The sequence below is a fragment of the Rhodococcus sp. FG69 genome (genome assembly GCF_057808915.1).
Window position 1 is genome coordinate 159,408 of record NZ_JBMDIX010000002.1, and the last position, 23,539, is coordinate 182,946.

The following is a 23,539-nucleotide window of genomic DNA, read 5'->3' on the forward strand; positions in this document are numbered from 1 at the left end:
GTAGTTCCCTGTTCGACAATTGCGACTGGAGAGAAAAGACGATGACCGAACCGCAGCAGACCTTCTACGACGCGGTCGGCGGCGCGGACACGTTCCACAAGCTCACGGCCAAGTTCTACGAAGAAGTGGCCAAGGACGAGATAGTTCGACCGCTGTATCCGGAGGAAGACCTCGCACCCGCCGAGAGGCGAATGCGGATGTTCCTCGAGCAGTACTGGGGCGGTCCGCGCACGTACTCCGACGAGCGCGGACACCCCCGACTCCGCATGCGGCACGCGGGCTTTCGGATCGGTCCGATCGAGCGCGACGCGTGGTTGCGATGCATGCACATTGCCATCGCGTCGATCGATGACTCGGTACTGGACGAGACTCACCGCGCACAGCTGGTCGACTACATGGAGATGGCAGCGAATTCGATGGTGAATTCGGCGATCTGAGCGTCAGAGGCCTGACGACACCGGTTCTATCCGTCCGAGCCCCCTGGCCCGACGAAGTGCGCCGCGCACGTTGCCGGCGAACTTCAGAGCGAGCAGTAGGGAGGGCGGAAGATGCTGGCGGAGTATTGCGTGTTTGCGCACATAGTCTTCGACGTGCCACTCCGACCACGTACCCGCACGAAACAGGGCCGCGTCACCCGCAACAAGCGTCCGCGCAGGAAGCTCGTCCGACGACACGGTCACCGAGCCGTCCATGATGTGCACGATTTCGTCGACGGCGAAGAACCACCGGAAACGGCCCGCTGTGCAATCCCAGACGTTCGTTGTGGTCGTTCCGTCCGCGCTGCGTGACCACTCGGCCATGCGGGCCTCCGGTGTGCCATCGAGGATCCAGTCCGGGTTGATGGGACTCGGCTGCAGCATCACTTCACTCAGGCGTACTGCCTCGATCGACTGTTCGGTCATTGTGTGTCGTACCCCTCGCTCCGGTTTCGTCCGAAACGGTACCTCATATTTCGGACAAAGAGACTGTTTTACCGTACAAAACCGGCAATACGGTGTGTAATTGCGCACGTTCCAGCACATGCGCACGTTGCAACCTGCGCAGCCGCTGCAACCTGCGCGTTCGTCGCTCGAGGTGACCGAATGAGTCGTTCGGTGCGGCCGGGGTCCCACACACACCGTCCAGCGCACGGGAACGCCGACGCCGCTCCGCACATCCGTTGGGCGTGACGAACACGAACCCCCTCCCTCATCGAGGCACAGCGTGATCGTTTGGCAGACTTGCCCACTGTGACCGATCGACTCGAGACCGAACCGTGGTGGAAGGATGCCGTCTTCTACCAGATCTATCCGCGTTCGTTTGCAGATTCCAACGGTGACGGTGTCGGTGACCTCGGCGGTGTACGCGACAAACTCGGATACCTGGAGTTGCTCGGTATCGATGCGATCTGGTTGAGCCCTGTCATGCGCTCACCCATGGCCGACCACGGCTACGACGTCTCGGATCCACGCGCGATCGATCCACTGTTCGGCGACCTCGATGTCATGGACGCACTGATCGAGGAAGCACATGCACGGGACATCAAGGTCACGATGGACCTGGTGCCGAACCACAGCAGCGACCAGCACCCGTGGTTCGTGGCCGCGCTCGCAGCGGCACCGGGTAGCCCCGAACGCGCGCGGTACATCTTTCGCGACGGCACAGGCCCCGACGGCGGCGAGCCCCCGAACAACTGGCCGAGCATCTTCGGTGGTCCGGCGTGGACACAGGTGCGCGCGTCCGACGGGTCCCCGGGGCAGTGGTACCTGCACATCTTCACCGCCGAGCAGCCCGACCTGAACTGGGACAATCCGGAAGTATTCGAGGATCTGTCCAAGACACTTCGATTCTGGCTCGATCGGGGCATCGACGGTTTTCGCATCGACGTCGCTCACGGGATGGCCAAACCTGCGGGCCTACCCGACATGAATCTCGAACTCAATGCTCTGATGAGGAACGACGACGACGATCCGCGGTTCAACAACGACGCCGTACACGATATTCACCGCGGAATTCGGAAAGTGATGAACGAGTACGAGCACTCGACAACTGTCGGTGAGATCTGGGTACAGGACAACGAGAAGTTCAGCGAGTACATCCGACCCGACGAGTTGCATCTCGGCTTCAACTTCCGCTTGGCAGAGGCAGCATTCGACGCCACCGCAATACGCGACGCGGTGTCCAACTCGCTCGACGCAGTGTCGCGGGTCGATGGGACGCCGACGTGGACGCTCTCCAACCACGACGTCGTGCGTGAAGTCACCCGCTACGGCGGTGGCAAGCGCGGAACGGCCAGAGCGCGGGCAATGATCCTGCTCGAATTGGCGCTTCCGGGTGCAGTATTCGTCTACAACGGCGCCGAGCTCGGTCTGCCGAACGCCGATCTGCCCGACTCCGCACTGCAGGATCCGGTCTGGGAGCGCTCGGATCGCACCGAACGCGGCCGTGACGGTTGCCGAGTGCCGCTTCCGTGGGAGGGATCGACGCCTCCGTTCGGCTTCAGCACTTCGGACGACACTTGGCTGCCGATGCCCGCGGAATGGGCGTCGCTGACGGTCGAGGAGCAACTGGAAGACGTCGATTCGATGCTCAGCCTGTATCGGTCGGCGTTCGAACTTCGTGCGTTGCGTCCGGAGTTCGCCGGCCCAGGCCTCGATTGGTACGGGAGCCCTCCCGGATGTCTTGCGTTCCGTCGACGCGGCGGACTGATCTGCGCACTCAACGCGACCGACGTGCCCATACCGCTGCCCCCTGGCGAACTGCTGATGGCGAGCGCTCCCGTGGTGGACGGACAGTTGCCGCCCGACGCCGCAGCGTGGCTGGTCTGAGCCCTCAGCGCTCGACAGTCAACGACAGAGGGTTCCCACGTCGGCTGAACACCGAACCGTAGCGAGCGTCCAGGCGCAACCACACCTTGGTTGCTCGTACCCGCACGATTTCGCTGCCCTCGATTCGGGCGAGATCGACGGTCGCCGTCAACGGGTCCTGACCCGTGTACGGAACGAATCCCATTGCGGTGAGCGCGAATACCGTCCTCATCGTGATCGACACACCGTCGGCACCACCGTCGACGTGTAGGACCTCCTGGTCGAGCAGCGACACCGGCGGCCCATGACTACTTCCGTGTTCCTTGGCCAGCACTGCGCCACGTTGCGCCAGATCGATCAGCACCCGGGCGGGCACATCATCGATGTGTTCGAAACCGTGCTCGGGCGGAAGTGCGCCACGCCATGCAGAATCCATGGAAAAGCCCGGATCCACCGCACCGTCGTCGACGGATTCGAGCGCCGCGAGCAACTGATCGGCGGCCGCGGACGTGTCGTCGGGTGCAATCGAGCCCGAGACGACCCGAACGGCGAGCGCGTCGAACCCGGTCGATGCCCACACCGCAAGTCTGCCGTCCGATCTCGTTCGCATCCGCACGACCGCAGCATCGTCGAGCCGCAACGCCTTGCTCAGGAAGGCAGTCAGGTTTTCGCGTTCGACCGCGTCGGGAACGGTGAGTACTCGTTCAAACACGCTGCCAGCTCTGAAGATATTCGCGTTCTTCTGCGGTGAGTCGCCGCAGCCGCTGCGCGTCGATGTCGAATGCGGCGATCTGTGTCGACGCGACGATGGCCGCGGGCGTATCCAACGATTTTCCTTTCGCACGAACCTCGTACCCGGCGACGAAGTCGACTGCCCGCACCTTGTCGACCCACATGAACACGTCCAGCGGCCCGTCCTCATGACGAAGCTGCCCGCGATACTTCACGTGTAGGTCGGCGATCACCGCACCATGGCGCAAGTTCGCGGTCGGCTTGCCGTCGATCAGGAGCCACGGTATCCGAGCCTCCTCCAGCAGCGTCACCATGCGTGCATGGTTGATGTGCTGGTAGACGTCCATGTCCGACCAACGCACTTCGACGCTGGTGTGAAATCCGATGCGGCTCTCCGGATCTCGTTTGTCGGACAAGTGGTTGATAGGGACACTCACTGCAGTTGTCTTCTTTCGTTCGCGGTCAGGTTTTTCAGAACTCTAGGGCACCATGCTGCGAACCTGGCGCGCGGCGACGGACAGCGTCGCCAGATCCAGGGTGCCGGAATCGGCGATCTCGCGCAGCGCCGCACGAGCGCGTGCCAGCCTCGACGCATTGGTCGTTTCCCATTCCGCGATCTTCTCTGCCGCGCTCTCGTGCGGTTCACCTCCGAGTAGAACTTCTTTGGTGATCGCGCGCAACGACGAGTACAGGTCGTCGCGCAACGCCAGACGCGCCAACGAATGCCAGCGATCTCCTCGCGCGAGTCCGGATACCGAGGTCAACAGCCAGTCGACACCGATGTGCGCATCGAGTGCGAAGTACAGTTCCGCGACTTCGTCCGGTTCGTGATCGGTGATGTCCGCGACGTCGATGACGTCGAGAAGGCAGAACACGTCGAGCAGCCGATACACCTTCGTTGCAAGCGCTCTCGGCGCACCCCTGCCGACCGCGGATTCGACGCGGACGTCGAGATCTCGTGCTTGGTGACCGTCGATCCATCCACCGACCAGTCCACTGAGCACGGCGACCTTGCCTGCGTACCTGCTGATTTCGGCGCCCACCGCCAGCGGCTGCGGCCGGTTGGTCAGCAGCCAACGTGCCACGCGATCGAGAACCCTCCTGGATTCGAGGAGAAGTTCGTCCGACGACGCCGTGGGGATACCCGCCGATCGTATGTCTTCCCACAGGTTGTCGAGATCGAAGATCGCCGTCGCAGCAGCGAAGGCGCGTACGGCGTCGGTACCGGTGGCTCCGGCGTCCTCCGCCAATCGGTAGACGTAGGTGATCCCACCTCGGTCGACGGTTTCGTTCGTGAGCGTGGTCGCCACCAGTTGCCGGCGAAGCGCGTGTGAGGTGATCGCGTCGCGGAACGGCTCGCGTAGTGGCGCCGGGAAGTACTTCGGCAACCTCGGCGCGAACGCGTCACTGTCGGGAAGCTCACTGGCCAGCAGATCGCTCTCCAGACTGAGCTTCACATGCGCCATCAGAGTTGCAAGTTCGGGGGACGTCAGCCCGCGGCCCTCGCCCTTCCGCTTGCGGATTTCGGTCTTGCTCGGCAGAGCCTCGAGCTCGCGGTCCAATCCACGACGAGTTTCCAGGTCGTCGATGACGCGGCCGTGGACGGTGAGCAACGACGGTGCGTCGAATCGCGATGTGCCGAGCAGTTCGTTCTGCATGAAATTGTCACGAAGCACCAAGCGTCCGACCTCGTCGGTCATCGACGCGAGCAGCTCATCGCGATCGCCGCGATCGAGCGTACCGTCGGCGATTGCTGCTTCCAACAGAATCTTGATGTTGACCTCGTGGTCCGAGCAGTCGACGCCGGCCGAGTTGTCGACGGCGTCGGTGTTGATTCGCCCGCCGGACATGTCGTACTCGATTCGGCCGAGTGCGGTGGCGCCCAGATTGCCACCCTCGCCCACCACCGTCGCTCTGATCTCGTTGCCGTTGACCCGAACAGCATCGTTCGACTTGTCCCCCACCTCGGCGTTCGATTCGCTCGACGCTTTGATGTAGGTCCCGATCCCGCCGTTCCACAGCAGGTCGGCAGGTGCCATCAGAATGGCTCGGACAAGTGCCGGCGGCGACAATGATGTGACGTCCTCGTCCAGCCCGAGGGACGCCCGCGCCTGGGGACTGATCGGAATCGACTTGACGGTCTTGTCCCACACCCCGCCGCCGGTGGAGATCAGCGAGGAGTCGTAGTCCGCCCACGACGACCGGGGCAGGGCGAACAACCGCTCACGTTCGGCGTATGCACTGGGCCGGTTCGGGTTCGGGTCCAGAAAGATGTGTCGATGATCGAATGCCGCGACGAGCCCGATGTGCCTGCTCAGCAGCATTCCGTTACCGAAGACATCGCCACTCATGTCGCCGACACCGACAACGGTGAAGTCCTGGGTCTGCGTGTCGACACCGATCTCGCGGAAGTGGCGCTTGACGCTCTCCCATGCGCCCTTGGCGGTGATCCCCATCGCTTTGTGGTCGTAGCCTGCTGATCCACCGGACGCGAAGGCGTCGCCCAGCCAGAAACCGTATTCTGCGGCAACCGAATTGGCCAGGTCCGAGAATGTCGCGGTGCCCTTGTCTGCCGCGACGACGAGATAGGTGTCGTCACCGTCACGGCGAACGACCCGTGGGGGCGGCATGACGGACCCGCTTGCTCGATCCAAATTGTCGGTCACGTCCAACAGACCGGCGATGAACAACCGGTAGCAGGCCTGGCCTTCCTGCGCCGTCGCGCTCCGATCGACGGCCGCATCGCCCGTCACCGCCGGAGGCCGCTTGACGACGAATCCGCCCTTGGCCCCCACCGGCACGATGACGGCATTCTTGACCATCTGTGCCTTGGCCAATCCGAGGACTTCTGTTCGGAAATCCTCACGACGGTCGGACCATCGCAGTCCGCCTCGAGCGACCTCGCCGAAGCGCAGGTGCACGCCCTCGACTCGAGGCGAGTACACGAAGATCTCGAATGTCGGTTTGGGCTTGGGTAATTCGGCAATTTGCTGCGGATCGAGCTTGAGCGAGAGGAACTCGCGGCCGACACCGGAACTGTCGACGACGTAGTAGTTGGTCCTCAGGGTTGCGCGGATCAGTTCGAAGATCGCGCGCAGAATCCGATCTGCATCGAGGCTGATCACCTCGTCTATCAGGGACCTCAACTCACCGTCGAGTACCGCCGACAGTTCGACGGAGGAGTGCTCCGGGTCGAATTGCGCTTCGAACAATCCCACCAACAGCCGCGAGGTGCGTGGATGGGCCAACAACACCCCTTCGATGTTGAACTGACTGTAAGGAAAAGCTGCCTGCCGCAAGTACTTTGCGTATGCTCGCAGAATCTGCGCCTGGCGCCAATCCAAGCCGGCACGCATGACGAGCTCGTTGAATCTGTCGGCCTCGGCGCGCCCCTCCCACACCGCAGTGAACGCGTCGGTGAATCGAAGTTGTACGCGCGACTCGCGATCCGCCGAACCTGCGGCCTGCAACTCCGAATCCAGGTCTCCGTCGATCGCCGCCAACAGCATCTCGCGTGATGCCGAGACTCCGAAATCGTATATCCAGCACTGCATTCCGTCCGGACGAACAACCGGGTACGGCCGCTCGTCGTCCACCTCGACCCCGAGGCTCTGCAGAACCGGAAGGACCTGACTCAGCGATACACCACGTCCTCCGATGTACAGGCTGAACCGCCAACTTCCGACGTCCGAGTCGACATTTCGGTACAGCTGCATGTCGATGGCGCCGTCCGACAGCTTCTCGAAACGCGCGATGTCGGACACGGCGCGCTCGGGGCCGAAATCCTGCTTGTAGGCCTCCGGTAGCGCTTCTGCGTACCGCGAGGCGACGACGGAGTCGATGGCCGCATTCTGTGAGACTGCTTCGGCGAGACCGTCTTCCCAAGTCCTGATCGTCTCGGTGAGCAGCGATTCGATCCGCGCAATGTTGTCCCGCGAGAGATCCACCGTAGCCGAACGGTCCTGGTCTCGTCGCACCGTCACATGCAGCAGAGCAAGGTCCGATTCGGTCACGCGGGCGGTGTAGTCGAGTCCCGAACCGTGCAGTTCGGCCAGCAGGCGATTCTGGACTGCCAGCCGTACACGCGTCGTGTACCGGTCGCGGGGCAGATACACCAACGCCGACACGAACGCCCCGCCGGAATCTTCTCGGAGAAATATCTTCACCCTGCGCTTACGGCCCAGCGCCAACACGGCGGTTGCAGTCTCGTAGAGCGCGTCGACGCCGGTGGCGAACAGTTCCGAGCGCGGCATCGACTGAAGAACTTCGAGCATCGCCTGGCCGGAGAACGACCCGAGGTCGTAGCCGGCGCGATCGATCGCCGACCGTACCCGACGTTCGATGACCGGTATGTCGAGGACGTTCTCGTGCAATGCCGTCACGGTGAATACCCCGACGAAGCGGTGCTCTCCCAGTTCGGGCGCAGCGGAGTCGAACAGTGTCACGAAGTATGGGTAGACCGCGCGATGTACGGTTGCCGGGCTCGATCCCTGGGTGAGGGTGACAAGTTCGGTGTGATCGTCCAAAGTCCACGAATCCGAGACTCCCTGACGATTCTGCCTCAGGACGCCGAGACCGCTGCCCTCCTCGGGCGTTGCCTTGACGGCGCCGTCCGAGGACCTCGTCACGGTGTAGCGGCGATAGCCGAGCAATGTGTAGTGGCCGTCGGCGAGCCACCTCAGCAGGTCGGCCGCATCGTGAAGTTCGGCGGCGGCGGTCCCCTCGCGCTCGATTGCCGCGTTCTCGAGAGTGTGCGCGACGGCCGTCTGGTTCTCGCGCATCGCCTCGGTGTCCTCGACGACTTCGCGCACGTCGGTCAGCACTCGGGAAATCGCGGCTTCGATGGTGTCGCGAACAGCGTCAGGCACCACAGGATTGAGTTGCAGGTGCATCCAGGATTCAGGGACGGTTCCGGGCGTCGTACGTCCGTTCCCCGGCCCGACGTTCAGGAGCTTGCCATTCGCATCTCGTGAGACGGACAGGATCGGGTGAACGATCTCGTTGACGTCGACACCGAGTCTCGACAGCTGTGACACGACCGACTCGACGAGTAACGGCATGTCGTCGGTGACGATCTGCAGCGCCAACCCCGCCGATGCATTCGCACCGTCACTATCGGGGACATGCAGCCGCACGTTGGCCTGGCCTGGCTGCCGCATCGCACCGAGTTGGAGGTGCAATCGAAACATCGTCTGTTCGGGCTCGATGACCGTGCTGTCGAGATCAGCAAGGTCGACGTGCGCAAAGTACGCCGATCTCACCTCCGACAACTTCGAGGAGAGCTCCCCCGGCAGTTCGTTCGTCCAGTCGATGTCCGTCGTACCCGCCGAGTTCGGCATGTGTTGAACCACTCCCTTGTGAGGATGATCGCGCCTGGTGTGTGTTCCGCAGGCTCCTGACGACGAGACTAACGCCGGAACTGCTTCAGAGGTGACCAGGTGGGCTATCTGGTTGTCGCCGTCAGGACTTCCCGGTGTCGGGGTACTCGGCAAGAACTGTCTTTTCCCGCTCGGTGAGCGGGCGAGACGCCTGCGCATCGAGATCGAACGCCACCATCACGGCCGATGCGTCGGCGCACAACGAGCCGCTGTTGTCGCGCACGCGATGTCGAACGTCGAACGACGTTCTTCCGATACGAGAGACCGCCACCTCTATGAGCAAGGGGCCCGACTCGTCGAAAATGGGACGCAGGAAGTCGACGGTCATCTTTCGGACCACCGTCGCTCCCCTGTTGCCCTCTGCTTCCATCAAGACTTGCGTGATGAAGAGTGCGCGCGCTTCCTGCAGATATTCGACGAATCGGGTGTTGTTCACGTGCCCGAGTCGGTCCGAGTCACTCCATCGAACTTGGAGTCGATGCTCGAATTTCTTGTCGGTCAAGGATGTCAGTCCCTGGTCAGCTTGCGGTGCGTGACGCGGTGTGGCCGAGCAGCGTCAGGTCCGAGCCGCTCCACCTTGTTGGCCTCGTAGCCTTCGAAGTTTCCTTCGTACCAGTACCAAGCCGCTTCGTTGTCGCCGAAGCCGCCCTCCCACGCCAGGATGTGAGTACAAGTCCGGTCGAGGAACCACCGGTCGTGTGAGATCACCACGGCGCAACCGGGGAACTCTTCCAGTGCATTCTCGAGCGATCCGAGTGTCTCGACGTCGAGGTCGTTGGTCGGCTCGTCGAGCAGGATCAAGTTTCCGCCCTGCTTGAGCGTCATCGCCAGGTTGAGGCGGTTGCGCTCACCACCGGACAGCACTCCGGCCGGCTTCTGCTGGTCGTGGCCCTTGAATCCGAACGAGCTTATGTAGGCGCGAGAGGGGAACTCGGAGGTTCCGACGGTGATGAAGTCGAGTCCGTCGGAGACGGTCTCCCACACGGTCTTCTTCGGGTCGATTCCGGAGCGGTTCTGGTCGACGTAGCTGAGCTTGACCGTCTGCCCGATCTTGACCTCGCCGCTATCCGGTTCTTCGAGACCGACGATGGTCTTGAAGAGCGTCGTCTTGCCGACACCGTTGGGGCCGATGACACCGACGATGCCATTGCGAGGAAGGGTGAAAGAGAGGTCCTTGATGAGGACCCGGCCGTCGTAGCCCTTGTCGAGATGCTTGACCTCGACGACGACATCGCCGAGCCGCGGTGGGTTGGGGATCTGAATCTCGTCGAAATCGAGTTTCCTGGTCTTCTCGGCCTCGGCGACCATCTCGTCATAGCGGGCCAGACGCGACTTGCTCTTCGCCTGGCGGGCTTTTGCACCGGAGCGAACCCAGGCGAGTTCGTCCTTGAGGCGCTTCTGCAGCTTCTGATCCTTCTTGCCCGAGACCTCGAGGCGCTCTGCCTTCTTCTCCAGGTACGTGGAGTAGTTGCCCTCGTAGGGGTACAGGTGCCCGCGGTCCACCTCGGCGATCCACTGCGCGACGTGGTCGAGGAAGTACCTATCGTGGGTCACGGCGAGAATCGCGCCGGCGTATGCAGCGAGGTGCTGCTCGAGCCACAGGACGCTTTCGGCGTCGAGGTGGTTGGTGGGCTCGTCGAGAAGGAGCAGGTCGGGCTTGCTGAGCAGCAGCTTGCACAGCGCGACGCGTCGCTTCTCACCACCGGAGAGGTTCGTGACGGGTGACTCGGGTGGCGGGCAGCGAAGCGCATCCATGGCCTGCTCGAGCTGGGAGTCGATTTCCCACGCGTCGGAGTGATCGAGCTTTTCCTGGAGTTCGCCCATCTCCTCCATGAGTTCGTCGGAGTAGTCGGTAGCCATCAACTCGGCGATTTCGTTGTATCGCTTGAGCTGAACCATCGTCTCGCCGAGGCCGTCCTCGACGTTCTCACGGACGGTCTTGGTGTCGTCGAGCACCGGTTCCTGCATAAGGATTCCGACCGAGGCACCGGGCGCGAGAAAGGCTTCGCCGTTTCCCGGCTGGTCGATCCCGGCCATGATCTTGAGGATGCTGGACTTGCCGGCGCCGTTGGGGCCGACGACACCGATCTTGGCTCCTGGGTAGAAGCTCATCGTGACGTCGTCGAGTATGACCTTGTCGCCGTGCGCCTTGCGCACCTTCTTCATGGTGTAAATGAATTCCGCCATGCGGGCCAGCTTATCCGTCAGCGGCCCCGCCGACACCATCGCCCGAATCGCGGGCGGACGCCCCTGTCCTCGAGGTCGGTCCGCCCAGCTTTCGACCTGACCCCTAGCCCGGTGCGATCGGGTCGAGCAGACGGTGGACGAACGGTGTGGAGTCCACGGTGGACGCAATCATCGTCCCCTCGTGACCGACGAATTCACCGTCCGAGAACAGGTAGGGGTTATAGGTGACGTCTTGACCGTTGTGGAGCAGACCGGCCAGCAGCGGCACCGACAGAGGTGACGGCACCATCGTGTCGATGACGCCTTGCCCGATGAAGATCGGCCGGTCGTAGCCGTCGGTCGGCACCGCGAGGTACCGCGTCAACGCGTCGAACATCTCGGTTCCGGCTATCGGGCGTGCGAGTAGTGCGCCCACCGACCCGTGATGCGTGCGCAGGTCACCTGGGCAGGTGTTCTCGACCGTGTCCACCTCCGACCGGCCGAGTGGGGTCAGATAGCTGTCGACGTCCAGGTCCGGCCGCGCTTCGCGAAGTCCTGCCAATACATAGGTCGCGAACACGTCGAGACCGTCCAGTCCGAGATCCGGAAGCAATGGCCCACCCAACTGGAACGCGTACTCGAGGTTGGACGGTGCGCCGGTGGCCACGGCACCGCGATAGTCGAGTTCCGGCGCATAGCTCGTCGCGATGTGCGCGGCGTGGAGAACTGCATGCCCACCTTGAGATTGACCGATCGCCAGCCATCGATCCGCCAGTGTGGGTTCGACCGCACGCGCAGCGCGGACCATATCGATCACGTTGCGGGACGCCGAAGACTTCTCGAGATACGCGTGTGGGCCGGGGGTGCCCAGCCCGGCGTAGTCGGTAGCGACGACGGCATATCCCTCGGACAGCCAATGGGCGAGGTAGTCACGGGTGCGACCCTCGTACGGGGTACGCGACGGCGCGCACTGATCTCCGACACCGACTGTTCCGTGCGCCCATGACACGACCGGCCAGCCACCTATTGGAGGTTCACCGGCCGGGACGAACATGGCTCCGGAGCTGAGCGCAGGTTGCTCGGTGGGCCCGGCCGACCAGTAGGTGATTCGGTGCGCCCGAGCGGTTCCGGGCAGACCGAAATCGGACGCGAGCGGTTCCGTCGACACGACGTTCCCCGGCACCGTGTCGAGAGAGTCAGGCTGTTCCGCGGAGCCAACGCCGCCGGTAGGGATGCCGATGATGAGCGCCATCGCCAGAATCGCCCATGCACGTGCTCCGCCTCGCATGCGACCACGCTAACGATGCGCAAGGAGCGATGCCGAACCCGACATGCCGTCGTTCGGGTCCGGCATACTCGCGAAGCCTCCTACACGGCCACGCCGACGGTCTCGGCGGTTTCGGATTCGGTGATGTCGTCCGTGTGATCGAACACGTCGTTCTCGTCGTCCATCTGATCGGTCGAATCCACCTGCGAGACCGGCACAGGACGCGCACGTTCGAGCTTGACGATGCAGCGAGCAAGGTCCGGTCCGATCGCACTCGCTGTCATCTCCACTCCGGAGCGTTCGACACCTTCTCGCGTCGTGTACTCGTTGGTCTTCAATTGCCCGTAGGCGATGACCGGGTCGCCTTTCATCAGCGAACCGCCGACGCCCTTGACCAGTCTGCGCCAGCACGTCACTGTCAGGAACAGCGTTCCGCCATCCGTCCATTCGCCCGTGTTGCGGTCCTGGCGGCGAGCATTGCTCGCCATCCGGAAGTTCAGTACTTCCTCGCCGGACGGCGTCTGCCGCTTGATCGGATTGGTGATGACGGTCCCTACTACTGCACATTGTGCTTCGTACATGTTCTGCCCCCTGGCCGTTGGGTGATACGAGTCATTCGGTGATACGGGCCGGCATCGCCGATCCGATGAGCCAAGTGTCTCGTGAAACGGCAGCCCGAAAAGGCGTCGATCGACATCTGTGGATGAACCGGTTCGCTGTGGATAACCCTGTTCCGGAGGCAGTTTCGAGCGCGAATGCGTCGGTGGACCGTGCTAGGGCGGACGCTACGCCGCGACCCGATCTGTCGTCGCGTTCGCTTCCGACGCCCGAATCAGCTCGACGTAGTACCCGTCGGACGCCATCAACTCGTCGTGGGTTCCGGTTTCGAGGACTCGACCGTTGCCGAGAACTGCGATTCTGTCCGCCGATCGCACAGTCGAGAGCCGGTGTGCGATGAGGATTGTCGTGCGGCCGGCCATGAGTTCGTCGAGTGCATCCTGCAGTGCACGCTCGGTCCGATTGTCCAACGCACTGGTTGCCTCGTCGAGTACGAGAACCGGCGGATTGCGCAGGACCGTCCTGGCGATCGCGAGCCGTTGCTTCTCGCCGCCGGAGAAACGGTAGCCGCGCTCCCCCACAAGCGTGTCGTATCCGTCGTCCAACGCCATCACGAAGTCGTGGATCTGTGCGATTCGCGCAGCATTCTCGATCTCCGCATCCGTCGCATCCGGTTTGGCGAATCTCAGGTTCTCGCGGATCGTTGCGTGAAAGAGGTAGGTCTCCTGCGAGACGACACCGACGAGATCGGCGACCGTCGTGGTCTCCAGATCGCGAAGGTCGACTCCGTCGATGGTGATTCGTCCCGACGTCGGATCGTGCAACCTGGCAGCGAGATATCCCAAGGTCGTCTTGCCGGAGCCGGTCGCACCGACGAGCGCCAACGTGCTGCCGGAGGGAACGACAAGGTCGATATTTCTCAGTGTCGGCGTCGTCGCCTCCGCGTACGAGAAGTCGACGTGGTCGAACTCGACATCTCCGCGTACGTCCGTGCGTGAGAGCGCTGTCGGATTCAGCGGTTCTGCGATGTCGATCGGCAGATCCAGGTACTCGAAGACCCGTCCGAACAGCGCCAGCGAGCTCTGGACTTCGACACCGGTGCCGAGCAACTGCATGGTCGGACGGAACAACTGGGTCTGCAATGTAGTGAACGCAACGAGTGTTCCCACCGTAAGCGCACTGCCGTTTCCGATGGTGACGCCGGCGAACCAGTAGACGAGAGCGGGCATGATCGCGAAGCTGATCTGCATGCTGGCCATGCGCCACTTTCCCGCCATCATCGCCTTCAACTCGACGTCGGCGACTTCGTCCGATCGTGCTGCGAAGCGGTCGGTGAGCACGTGGGCGGATCCAGTGGTCTTGCCGAGCAGAATTCCGCTGACCGACAGTGATTCCTCGATCTGAACCGACAACTCCCCCAGCAGCTTCTGCCGAGCGGTGGAGATCTTGCGACGCTCGTTGCCGATCCGACGTGCGATTCTGACGAAAACCGGCAGGATGGCGAGCGAGAACAAGGCCAGGCGCCAGTCGAGCAGAAACAGAGCGACGACGGTGGCGGCCACGGTGGTCGCATTCTGCGCGATCGAGGTCGCGGTGTTGGTGACCACCGATTGCATTCCGCCGATGTCGTTGGCGATCCGTGATTGCACCTCACCGGTGCGGGTCCGAGCGAAGAACCCCAGCGATTGCTTCTGAAGATGTCCGTACACGGCGACTCGAAGATCGTGCATGAGCTTCTGACCGACGCCGTTGGACATCCACGTCTGTACGACGCCGAGAGCGTTGGTGATGATGGCGACTGCAATCATGCCCGCAGCGATCAGCGTGACGAGTGTGACGTCGCGATCAGGGATGGCATGGTCGAGCAGTTCGCGGAGAAGGAGGGGTGAAGCGAGCGCGATGATCGCGCTGAAGACGATGATGGCGGAGACTGCGGCGATACGCGCGCGGTACGGATGAAAGAGTGCGAGAACTCGGCCGACGGGTGCTGGATCGGCGACGGGTCCCGGCTTATTCGTCGGAACGGCAGATTCGGTGTTGCTGCTGAGTCGGCTTTCCAAGTAGACCTCCGGGTTCGATGAACAACATAAAGCAGAGGCTACCTCATTATGAGGTTGACCGCAATGCGGCTATGCTGCTGTCATGCATACGGGAGACAACCCGAATCTCGCCGACTCGTTCATGGCTGTTGCGAGGCGAATACGCCGCATACACATGGGCGCGCTCGAGCCGTTCGGTCTCAATCCGTCCCAGAGCCGGGCGTTGCACGTTCTCGCTCGCGAAGAGCGGCCGATGCGACTCCGCGCACTCGCCGACCATTTGCGCATCGTCGCTCGCTCGGCCACGGACATCGTCGACTCCCTCGAAAGCGCAAACCTGGTTGTCCGCGAAAACGATCCCGCGGACCGCCGCGCGGTTCTCGTCGCGTTGACCGACGAAGGCCGCACTCGACTGGACGCTATCGACTCGGCTCGCCGCGCTGTCGCGACCGAGTTGTTCGACAGCCTCGACTCCGCCGAACGCGACGAACTGCAGCGAATTCTCGGGAAGATCACGACCGAGAGATGACGGCTGCGGCGGTGGTGGTGGTGGTGGTGCCTCCGACTACCGCTCCCCGTCGCGATCTCGACGAGCCAATTCGGCGAACATTGCGTTGTGCGCTGCGAGGTCCGCGTCATGGTCACGATCGGCTGCCCGGTCCGTGCGCTGTGCGTTCCGATCGTCGCTGCGCGACCACTGAATCAGGAGTGCAAGCATGACGAGCACGAGCGGAATTTCGCCCGTCGCCCAGGCGATACCGCCGCCCAGCTTCTGATCTCCCATCAGATCGGCGTTCCAGTCGAGACCGAGTGTGCGGTAGTACCACCCACCCATCACGGTGTTCATGCTCATCAACGCGACGCCGAAGAATGCATGGAACGGCAGCGATCCGAAGACCATGGCCAACTTGGTGATCGGTTCGATGTGACGCGGTGATGGATCGACGCCGATGACCACCCAGTAGAAGAGATATCCACTGAGGATGAAGTGCGCGTTCATGAGCAGGTGCGCGGTGTGGTTGTCCAGGATCGCCCCGAAGATTCCGCCCAGGTACAACGCGTAGAACCCACCGACGAACAACACTGCTGCGACGATCGGGTGCGTGAGGAATCTCGAGACCGGGCTGTGCAGAGCTTGCAGCAGCCACTCACGTGGGCCTGGCACGCCGCTCTTGCCCGCCACGGGGAGTGCGCGCAGCGCGAGAGTGAGCGCTCCGCCGAGGGCGAGCAGAACGGGGACCAACATCGACAGAGCCATGTGCGCGCCCATGTGCACGCTGAACGCCGCCGGCGAGTATTTCCCGACGCCGGAGGAGGTGGCAACCAGCATGGTCACGCATCCCAGCACGAACGCCACAGTCCGGCCGACGGGCCACGAGTCGCCCCGTTTGTGGAGGCGACGAACTCCGAGCAGGTACACCACGGCCAGGACGATCGACGCAGTCCCGAAGATGAGGTCGAACCGCCAGTCGAACATCAGGCGTGCGAGCGTCGGCGGTCCGTCGAGGTCGTACCCGAGTGCTGCCTCGGTCAGCGACAGGTCGGGGTTCACATTCGACGGCGGAGGTGTACGGCCGAGTCCGACAGCCAATCCGATGGTGGCTGCCATGACAAGAACTTCGCCGCCGGCAAATCGGATGAGAGCTCCACGCGACTCGGGGTTCGCAGCGAGCGCAGGCAATGATCGCCGTCGCTGAATCCATCCGAAGAATCCGAGGACGACGAGGGCGACGATCTTCCCCAGGATCAGCCGTCCGTACAGGGTGCCGAACAAGTCCGAGACCGACACCCTGACGAGAGCGTTGATCACTCCGGACGCTGCCATCACCACGAAACACACGGACGCGATCGACGAGAATCGCCTGGTCGCCACGTCGGTGTATGCACCTCTGCGGCGTGCATGCGCGAGGACCGCGAACAGGCCACCCGCCCAGAGTGTCGCGGCTATCAAGTGCAGGATCAAACTGTTGGTCGCTACGTCGTGGGATCCTCCCGAGGACGAGTGACCGGTCACGGCGATCGGCATCAGCGTGCCGAGCGCGAACAGCAGTAGCAGCGGGGTCCACGACCACCGCAACACCGCACGCGACGCAATCGCGAGAATGACCGCGAGGATTGCCGTCCAGCGCCAGGCGCTCGCGATTTCCACCTGGTCCAGTGCCACCCACAGATTGGCAGGCTGGATCGCCACGGTGAACGGCTGGCCGGACGTGTCCGACAACGTCAGGGGAACCAGGACCAGCGCACACGCTGCCCACACGATCGCGGCAACCGATCCTGTTCGCACCGCCCGATAGCCACCGACGTCGAGCACGCCACTCTTCTGCGGCGGAACCAGGAATGCAGCGAGAAGGAAGGAGCCGATGGCGATCGACGCGGCGATTTCACCGATAGCTCGTACCGCGGGCAGGCCGTAGGTCGTTGCCGGCCCGGGATCGGGAATACCGAGCAGGACCAGGGCGTCCGACGCGGACAGGCTGATGACGAGAGCAGCGACGACGGCCGCGATCAGAGCCGCCGTCGCGAACACGGACGTCGACGCCGTTGCCGCAGGTTTCGTCGACGACGGTTCGATCGTTCCCACATCAGGTGCTGCCATGACAACCAGAGTAAGAGGTGTCTGGACTGGTGGGATACGCAGCATCCCGTAGTCCTACGGCCCGTCGTAGATGGTGTGGCGTTGCACACCCGTCAATCGTGGTGGATGCGGCCTTGCTGACCGGCGAGCGGCTCGCCGGATCCGCCCCATCGCCTCGCGACGATTTCCGCGGCGATGGACACTGCAGTCTCCTGTGGTGTGCGTGCCCCCAGATCGAGCCCAATGGGACTCGACATGCGAGCAAGTTCGACGTCGGTGAGACCGACCTCCTTCAACCGCGCGACTCGGTCCTCATGCGTTCGACGTGACCCCATGGCACCGACGAATGCGAAGTGCTCCTGGCGAAGCGCAATATCGAGTAGCGGCACGTCGAATTTCGGATCGTGTGTCAGTACACACACGATCGTGCGGTCGTCCAACGCCCCGGCGGCCAGTTGCTCAGCGAGATAGCGGTGTGGCCAGTCGACGACGACGTCAGCTGCGGAAGGAAAGCGATCCGAAGTTGCGAATAGCTCGCGTGCGTCGCACACGGTCACTCGATAGCCGAGGAATGTCCCCTGCTCCGCGACTGCCGCTGCGAAGTCGATGGCCCCGAACACCAGCATGCGCGGCCGCGGCGCATAGCTGGCGACGAACACGTCCATTCCGTCGCCGAGGCGCTCACCGTCGGGGCCGTAGGTGAGCATCGCTGATCGTCCGCTGGCAAGGAGCCCACGAGCGTCGTCGACTACGGCTGCGTCGCAGCGCGGAGACCCCACCGACCCCGAGGAGTCACTTTCACCGAGCACGATATGCATGCCGACACGCTCGACATCTCGGTGACGCACCACCGTCGCGACAGCGATCGGACGATCGGTGGCGATGGCTTCGGCGACGGTTCCCAATTCGGGAAACGTTGACTGCGATACGGATTCGACGAACACGTCGAGTATTCCGCCACAGGTGAGGCCGACTGCGAACGCGTCGTCGTCACTGACGCCGTACCGTTCGAGCACTGGAATACCGCTGGCCGAGACATCGGCTGCGACCTCGTAGACGGCACCTTCGACGCACCCGCCGGAGACCGAGCCATGCACCGAGCCGTCGGGAGCCACCATCATCGATGCACCCGCCGGGCGTGGTGCGGAGCGGAAGGTGCGAACGACGGTTGCCAGGCCCGCTGAACCTCCGGCACGCCACACTGCCACCAGATCATCGAGGACGTCGCGCATGCGTCATCCTCTCACCCCGAAAGTGTGGTGCGCCTCCCGGCTGTGTCGCGCGGCGCGGCTAGGCCAATCCCTCCGGGTAGTTGAGCGCCAGCCCCGTCTCCCCTACGCCGAGCTCGAGGATCGCCCACTGTGACGGGTCGATGACAAGGAGCCCGTGATTGGAGATGATCAGCGACGTTCCCCGGAATGCCACCGAGGCGGGGGTCGAGTACGGAATCGAGCGGGTGACACGATCGACGACGGCCGGCAAGTCCGCCACCACCGAACCCGCGCTCGGGTCGACCACCTGGATCGAGTTGTCGAAGGGGTTCGAGATCGGCAGGTAGATGCGGCCACTGGTTCCGATGGCCAAGCCGTCGGCCTGGCCGACGACCGCGACCTTCTCGAGCAGCCCGGGTGAACCATTGGAATTCAACGCAATTCGGTAGACGACGCCGCGCCCGATAGAGGTGATGTCCGGGGCGAGCGACACCGTCACGACGAAATTGAGCCGTCCCACTGCGTCGAATTGCATTCCGTTGATGCTGTAGATCGAGGCGAAATCGGCGTTTTGATACCAGATTTCGGCTGCACCACCACCCGCGGGCACCTTCCAGATGGTGGCCTGGTTCAGGTCGCTGACGTACATGGTTCCGTCGGGCGCGAAGGTCGCCCAGTTCGGCCAGGCCTGTCGATCGACGGGCGACGGCTCGCACGGAATGCCCGCAACCCCCGCGCAGGCCGGGAGATTCGCAAACGTCGCATAGACCGATTGTGCTCCGGTCGCCGGATCGATACGAACTGCCCGCGCCCCGGAGTAGTCGAGGGCGTACACCCGACCGTCCCCGTCGAGAGTGATCCCGTTGACGCCGTGTTCAGCGGGTACGTGATCTGCCAAGGAATATGTCTCGAGCAGACGGCCATCGGCATCCCAATGCCATACGTCCGCTGACGAATTGGGCCGGTTCGAACCCGACCAGATGCTGCCGTCCTCAGGATCGACTGCGATTCCCTCCGGCTGCCCAGGCAGCGGAACCACAGCGATGTCCCTGGTCTGCCCGTATCCGAGGGGACCGTCCACCGCGGTCGGTTCGGCCACTGCCCCGGGCGCGGTCACCACCGCGCCCGAGATGCAGCTCGCCACCAACGCCAGAACGAGAACCCCGGTCCGACGTCCGATCATCGTGGGGTGATGGGACCGAGGAACGACGTGGTCCAGATCGCCGAATTGGCAGATCCTGCTGCGTCGTTCGTCGGGACCAGGCCGTTGAGCGTCACCTGGCCGCCCGTCAGACCGAGTGCGGGCTGCGGAGGCAAGGTGAAGCCGCAGGACTGCTGCACCGTGCCCGGTTCGATGGCCAGCTCGGTGCGACGGCACTGCCCGGTGGACGTGGCCGTGAGCGCAGGCGTGACGCCGTAGCTCGTGATGCTCAGCGACGCGCCGAAGTCCGGAGACGACGGGTTCTGGTAGCAGATCGACGCCGTAGCGGCGACGTCCTCGGAGGGCTCGGTCGAAGCCGCGCCGGTAGCGGAATCGACGGACACGGCGTGAATCTCGGTTGTGCGCACACCACCCGGGCATGCGGGAGTGCTTCCGGTCGAGACCGAGTTCACCTCGCGGCCGACGCTGTACTTCACCGAACCGGTCGACTGCGGTGTGCCTGCAACAGGCTCGGGTACGGGCGCAGTGCCCTCACCGAGGGTGTACAGGGTCCACATCGAGCCAGTGCGGCCGTCCGGCAGACGAAGCGGGTTGGCGATCGAGTTGCTGGTCGCGACACCGTCGGTGACCCCGGAATCGTTGGGGTTCACTCGCAGAACACAATCGACGGCTGCGCGTCCAGGCGAACCGATCATGAACTCGAGCCCGCACGGCCCGTACATCGAGAGCGTGCCCAGGCCGGGAGCCGTGAGCGCGCCCCACTGATCGAGAAAGGCCTGGCCATCGATGATCGGACCGTCGCACACGTAGATCGGACCGACGTTCTGCGCAGTGGGGTTCGTCAGGAAGCCCGTCGACGGATCGTTGGTGAAGGTGTACATCCGCGCGTCCAGCCGCTCGACCACGGTCAACGAGAGCGGAGAGCCGAAGTAGTCGTTGCACGCAGCGTTGTCCTCCGCAGTGGGACGCTGACCGCTGTCGACGGTCCGGAAGACGCTGAAGCTACCCGGCCCATCCTCGATGGAACCCATGATGGTCGCTGGTGCCGGGCTCGGTGCAGGATCCGCCGACGCCGAAGCGATCGGACACAACGCGACCGCCAAGGCAGACACTACGGCGCCGCGCAACCACTGTTTCGTCACTATGCATCCCCCGGAAAATATGGATCCGCAATTGGTGCAGATCGGACTCACCCCGCCGAGGAGAATAGCGCAACAAACGTTGAGAAGCGAGAGTTCGAGGCGATCGAATCGGGCAGAGAATTCTGCCGCAGTTCGTGGTCCCGTCGTTCGCCACTGCTGCGCTCCGCCGGCCGACGCAGTTAAGGTTCGACAAGCACAGTCACCCGTCGAGGAGTAGCTGAATGAACAACCGTCTGACCTCTTATGTAGTTGCAGCACTGGCTGTTTCCGCATTTTTCGTGGCACAACCGTCGGGTGTCGCGAACGCTGCCCCATGTTCGGACGTCGATGTGTCGTTCGCCCGCGGAACCGGCGAATTCCCCGGCTTGGGCATCACCGGCGCACCGTTCGTCGATCGGTTGAAGTCCGAGCTGTCGGACCGATCGGTCAGCACCTATGCCGTGAACTACGCGGCGGACTTCACTCAGGCCAGCGCCGGCCCGGGATCACGTTACCTCGTCGCCCACCTGACGTCGGTTGCGGCCTCGTGCCCGTCGACAACGTTCGTGATAGCGGGCTACTCGCAGGGAGCGACCGTCGTGACCAACGCAGTGGGCGTGCGGACCACCAGCAGCGTCACCGGTGCCGTAATTCCCGCGGACATCGCCGACCGCGTCGACGCAGTTGTCGTGTTCGGCAATCCGATCGGACTCCGCGGCAGCACCATCGAGACGGCCAGCAGCACCTACGGCCCGCGCTCACGTAGCTTCTGCAACTTCGGCGATCCGGTGTGCCAGATCGGCGGTTTCAACACCTTCGCGCACCTTCAATACGGGACGAACGGCTCCACCACGCAGGGCGCACAGTTCGCAGCGTCGCAGGTCCGTGACTGAACCAGGTGGGGCGGCCCATAGAAGAACCTGCGCCTCGCGGCGAAGGTTCGACTGTGACCACTTCGGTGCCCCCGGCAGGATTCGAACCTGCGACCAAGGGATTAGAAGGCCCTTGCTCTATCCCCTGAGCTACGGAGGCGTTGCTCGGCCGGGCGCAGGCCACGTCCGAGCACGGTGAACGAGTGTACCCGCTGGACCGATGCGGCCTCTGGAAGGGCATTCGAGTGGCCGTACGCAGCGGCTCGAGCGGATCTCGTGGCTGCTCAGGTGTGGTTGACTGAACTCAACCGAAGGGGCCATAGTGCACCAGCTCACCCTCGGCGTCACGTCACGGTCATCGAAGCCGAACGAACGCCGCCTCCCGATTCACCCGCTGCACATCGGACGCATACCTCACGACATTCGAGACCGAGTCTATTTCGAGACCGGCTACGGACAGCCCTTCGGAATCTCCGACGATCACATCGCATCGTTGACGGCAGGGGTTCGCTCACGACAGCAGTTGATCGACGAGTGCGACGTCATTCTGCTTCCCAAGCCGCAAGCCAGCGACCTCGAGTCGCTGCGGATCGGTCAGATCCTGTGGGGTTGGCCCCATTGCGTTCAGGACTTCGAGCTCACGCAGATCGCCATCGATCGACGGTTGACACTCGTTGCATTCGAAGCGATGAACCATTGGAGCCCGGAAGGCGCCTTCAATCTTCATGTCTTCCACAAGAACAACGAACTCGCCGGGTACTGCTCGGTTCTCCACGCCCTACAGCTGATCGGATCCACTGGAGATTACGGACGACGACTTCGGGCGGCCGTCATCGGATTCGGCGCTACAGCTCGTGGGGCCGTGACTGCTCTCAACGCCCACGGCATACACGAGGTCGACGTACTCACTCAGCGTGGCGTCACCGCGGTCAGCTCACCGATCCACTCTGCCAGGATCGTCAATTTCGACCTCGACGGGGAGAACCCACGTCGCAGCCGTGCCTTGACCGACACCGGACGTGTTCCTCTGTCCGAGTTCCTGGGCGATCACGACATCATCGTCAACTGCGTTCTGCAGGATACGAATTCGCCTCTGACGTTTCTGGTGAACGACGATCTGCCGTCGATCTCCCCGGGAACCCTGATCGTCGATGTGTCGTGCGACGAGGGCATGGGCTTCGAGTGGGCAAAGCCCACATCCTTCACCGAGCCGATGTTCACCGTCGGTGACAACGTCCGGTACTACGCCGTCGATCACAGCCCGTCCTACTTGTGGGACTCGGCGACGTGGGAGATCAGCGAGTCCCTGCTTCCATTCGTGCGGACCGTCCTCGGTGGACCGGTCGCCTGGGGAACCAGCGACACCATCGAAAGGGCGATCGAGGTGCGCGAGGGCACTGTCGTCAATCCGAACATCCTCGCATTCCAGCACCGGAGTGCGGAGTACCCACACCTTTCTGCGTAATGCGTTGCTTGTCACAGCATTACGAACCCGACCAGACGCAGGTGTCCTGATTCACAACGGATACCGTTGATCTTGGAAGCACTCACAGCCGGTGATGGTTGTGCACCGCCTACCCCCTGCTGCACGCTGATTCGAAGAGTATTCGAAGGTGATCGGCCGGGGGGCTTTCTTGATGTCAGCAGGATCTTGTTCCACGTTCTGGCG

18 protein-coding genes and 1 tRNA gene are annotated in these 23,539 nt (G+C 63.2%); 5 read left to right on the top strand and 14 right to left on the bottom strand.

The annotated features are described in order from the left end of the window. Positions 1-41: 41 nt before the first annotated feature. Positions 42-437, top strand: coding sequence for a globin (locus ACODSO_RS03180; RefSeq protein ID WP_489034964.1), 396 nt, complete (start codon positions 42-44; stop codon positions 435-437). 3 nt (positions 438-440) lie between these two features. Here the strand turns inward: ACODSO_RS03180 and ACODSO_RS03185 are convergent, their stop codons facing one another. Beyond that, positions 441-902, bottom strand: a complete 462-nt coding sequence (locus tag ACODSO_RS03185) for a cupin domain-containing protein (protein ID WP_489034966.1) — start codon at positions 900-902, stop codon at positions 441-443. Between the two features lie 327 nt (positions 903-1,229). Between ACODSO_RS03185 and ACODSO_RS03190 the strand changes: the two genes are divergently transcribed. After that, positions 1,230-2,807 carry a glycoside hydrolase family 13 protein gene (locus ACODSO_RS03190; protein ID WP_489034968.1) on the top strand — a complete coding sequence of 526 codons (1,578 nt, stop codon included), beginning with the start codon at positions 1,230-1,232 and terminating at the stop codon, positions 2,805-2,807. A 4-nt stretch (positions 2,808-2,811) separates the two neighbouring features. Here the strand turns inward: ACODSO_RS03190 and ACODSO_RS03195 are convergent, their stop codons facing one another. From ACODSO_RS03195 to ACODSO_RS03230, 8 genes are all read right to left on the bottom strand, one after another. Beyond that, positions 2,812-3,498 (bottom strand): DUF8010 domain-containing protein, encoded by a 687-nt coding sequence (locus ACODSO_RS03195; protein WP_489034970.1) that lies wholly within the window; start codon positions 3,496-3,498, stop codon positions 2,812-2,814. Continuing rightward, on the bottom strand, positions 3,491-3,955 hold the full coding sequence (locus tag ACODSO_RS03200) for an acyl-CoA thioesterase (RefSeq protein WP_489034972.1): 465 nt from the start codon (positions 3,953-3,955) through the stop codon (positions 3,491-3,493). Before ACODSO_RS03200 ends, ACODSO_RS03195 begins: the two co-directional genes overlap by 8 nt. 42 nt (positions 3,956-3,997) lie before the next feature. Next, on the bottom strand, positions 3,998-8,857 hold the full coding sequence (locus tag ACODSO_RS03205) for an NAD-glutamate dehydrogenase (protein WP_489034974.1): 4,860 nt from the start codon (positions 8,855-8,857) through the stop codon (positions 3,998-4,000). Between the two features lie 121 nt (positions 8,858-8,978). After that, positions 8,979-9,398, bottom strand: a complete 420-nt coding sequence (locus tag ACODSO_RS03210) for an acyl-CoA thioesterase (protein ID WP_489034976.1) — start codon at positions 9,396-9,398, stop codon at positions 8,979-8,981. 5 nt (positions 9,399-9,403) lie between these two features. Further along, the gene (ettA, locus tag ACODSO_RS03215; protein WP_068378524.1) at positions 9,404-11,083 is read right to left on the bottom strand and encodes an energy-dependent translational throttle protein EttA; all 1,680 of its coding nucleotides are present in this window, start codon (positions 11,081-11,083) and stop codon (positions 9,404-9,406) included. A 103-nt stretch (positions 11,084-11,186) separates the two neighbouring features. Further along, positions 11,187-12,350 carry a lipase family protein gene (locus ACODSO_RS03220; RefSeq protein ID WP_489034978.1) on the bottom strand — a complete coding sequence of 388 codons (1,164 nt, stop codon included), beginning with the start codon at positions 12,348-12,350 and terminating at the stop codon, positions 11,187-11,189. 80 nt (positions 12,351-12,430) lie between these two features. After that, positions 12,431-12,910, bottom strand: a complete 480-nt coding sequence (ssb, locus tag ACODSO_RS03225; RefSeq protein WP_489034980.1) for a single-stranded DNA-binding protein — start codon at positions 12,908-12,910, stop codon at positions 12,431-12,433. Positions 12,911-13,114: 204 nt separating this feature from the next. After that, positions 13,115-14,827 carry an ABC transporter ATP-binding protein gene (locus ACODSO_RS03230; RefSeq protein ID WP_489035110.1) on the bottom strand — a complete coding sequence of 571 codons (1,713 nt, stop codon included), beginning with the start codon at positions 14,825-14,827 and terminating at the stop codon, positions 13,115-13,117. A gap of 202 nt (positions 14,828-15,029) precedes the next feature. Here ACODSO_RS03230 and ACODSO_RS03235 point away from each other — a divergent pair, with 202 nt between their 5' ends. After that, positions 15,030-15,455, top strand: a complete 426-nt coding sequence (locus tag ACODSO_RS03235; RefSeq protein WP_489034982.1) for a MarR family winged helix-turn-helix transcriptional regulator — start codon at positions 15,030-15,032, stop codon at positions 15,453-15,455. 36 nt (positions 15,456-15,491) lie between these two features. Here ACODSO_RS03235 and ACODSO_RS03240 read toward each other — a convergent pair whose 3' ends face one another. From ACODSO_RS03240 to ACODSO_RS03255, 4 genes are all read right to left on the bottom strand, one after another. Next, a complete protein-coding gene (locus tag ACODSO_RS03240; protein WP_489034983.1) occupies positions 15,492-17,525 on the bottom strand; it encodes a bifunctional copper resistance protein CopD/cytochrome c oxidase assembly protein in 2,034 nt (677 codons plus the stop codon). A 92-nt stretch (positions 17,526-17,617) separates the two neighbouring features. Continuing rightward, positions 17,618-18,736 carry an XdhC family protein gene (locus ACODSO_RS03245; RefSeq protein ID WP_489034985.1) on the bottom strand — a complete coding sequence of 373 codons (1,119 nt, stop codon included), beginning with the start codon at positions 18,734-18,736 and terminating at the stop codon, positions 17,618-17,620. Between the two features lie 58 nt (positions 18,737-18,794). Next, on the bottom strand, positions 18,795-19,898 hold the full coding sequence (locus tag ACODSO_RS03250; RefSeq protein ID WP_489034987.1) for an SMP-30/gluconolactonase/LRE family protein: 1,104 nt from the start codon (positions 19,896-19,898) through the stop codon (positions 18,795-18,797). Further along, on the bottom strand, positions 19,895-21,019 hold the full coding sequence (locus ACODSO_RS03255; protein ID WP_489034988.1) for a hypothetical protein: 1,125 nt from the start codon (positions 21,017-21,019) through the stop codon (positions 19,895-19,897). Before ACODSO_RS03255 ends, ACODSO_RS03250 begins: the two co-directional genes overlap by 4 nt. A gap of 221 nt (positions 21,020-21,240) precedes the next feature. On the opposite strand from ACODSO_RS03255, the gene ACODSO_RS03260 reads away from it, so the two are divergent. Next, a complete protein-coding gene (locus tag ACODSO_RS03260; protein ID WP_489034990.1) occupies positions 21,241-21,891 on the top strand; it encodes a cutinase family protein in 651 nt (216 codons plus the stop codon). A 66-nt stretch (positions 21,892-21,957) separates the two neighbouring features. Here the strand turns inward: ACODSO_RS03260 and ACODSO_RS03265 are convergent. Continuing rightward, positions 21,958-22,030 (bottom strand) — tRNA-Arg (locus tag ACODSO_RS03265). 162 nt (positions 22,031-22,192) lie between these two features. On the opposite strand from ACODSO_RS03265, the gene ACODSO_RS03270 reads away from it, so the two are divergent. Continuing rightward, a complete protein-coding gene (locus tag ACODSO_RS03270) occupies positions 22,193-23,335 on the top strand; it encodes a N(5)-(carboxyethyl)ornithine synthase (RefSeq protein ID WP_489034992.1) in 1,143 nt (380 codons plus the stop codon). The last annotated feature ends 204 nt before the right edge of the window (positions 23,336-23,539 follow it).

Excerpts from the sequence above, each read along its gene's own strand:
- ACODSO_RS03205 (WP_489034974.1), bottom strand. The coding sequence starts at position 8,857 with ATGCCGAACTCGGCGGGTACGACGGACATCGACTGGACGAACGAACTG.
- ACODSO_RS03245 (WP_489034985.1), bottom strand. The coding sequence starts at position 18,736 with ATGCGCGACGTCCTCGATGATCTGGTGGCAGTGTGGCGTGCCGGAGGT.
- ACODSO_RS03220 (WP_489034978.1), bottom strand. The coding sequence starts at position 12,350 with ATGCGAGGCGGAGCACGTGCATGGGCGATTCTGGCGATGGCGCTCATC.
- ACODSO_RS03240 (WP_489034983.1), bottom strand. The coding sequence starts at position 17,525 with ATGGCAGCACCTGATGTGGGAACGATCGAACCGTCGTCGACGAAACCT.
- ACODSO_RS03260 (WP_489034990.1), top strand. The coding sequence starts at position 21,241 with ATGAACAACCGTCTGACCTCTTATGTAGTTGCAGCACTGGCTGTTTCC.
- ssb (WP_489034980.1), bottom strand. The coding sequence starts at position 12,910 with ATGTACGAAGCACAATGTGCAGTAGTAGGGACCGTCATCACCAATCCG.
- ACODSO_RS03235 (WP_489034982.1), top strand. The coding sequence starts at position 15,030 with ATGCATACGGGAGACAACCCGAATCTCGCCGACTCGTTCATGGCTGTT.
- ACODSO_RS03250 (WP_489034987.1), bottom strand. The coding sequence starts at position 19,898 with ATGATCGGACGTCGGACCGGGGTTCTCGTTCTGGCGTTGGTGGCGAGC.
- ACODSO_RS03180 (WP_489034964.1), top strand. The coding sequence starts at position 42 with ATGACCGAACCGCAGCAGACCTTCTACGACGCGGTCGGCGGCGCGGAC.
- ACODSO_RS03185 (WP_489034966.1), bottom strand. The coding sequence starts at position 902 with ATGACCGAACAGTCGATCGAGGCAGTACGCCTGAGTGAAGTGATGCTG.
- ettA (WP_068378524.1), bottom strand. The coding sequence starts at position 11,083 with ATGGCGGAATTCATTTACACCATGAAGAAGGTGCGCAAGGCGCACGGC.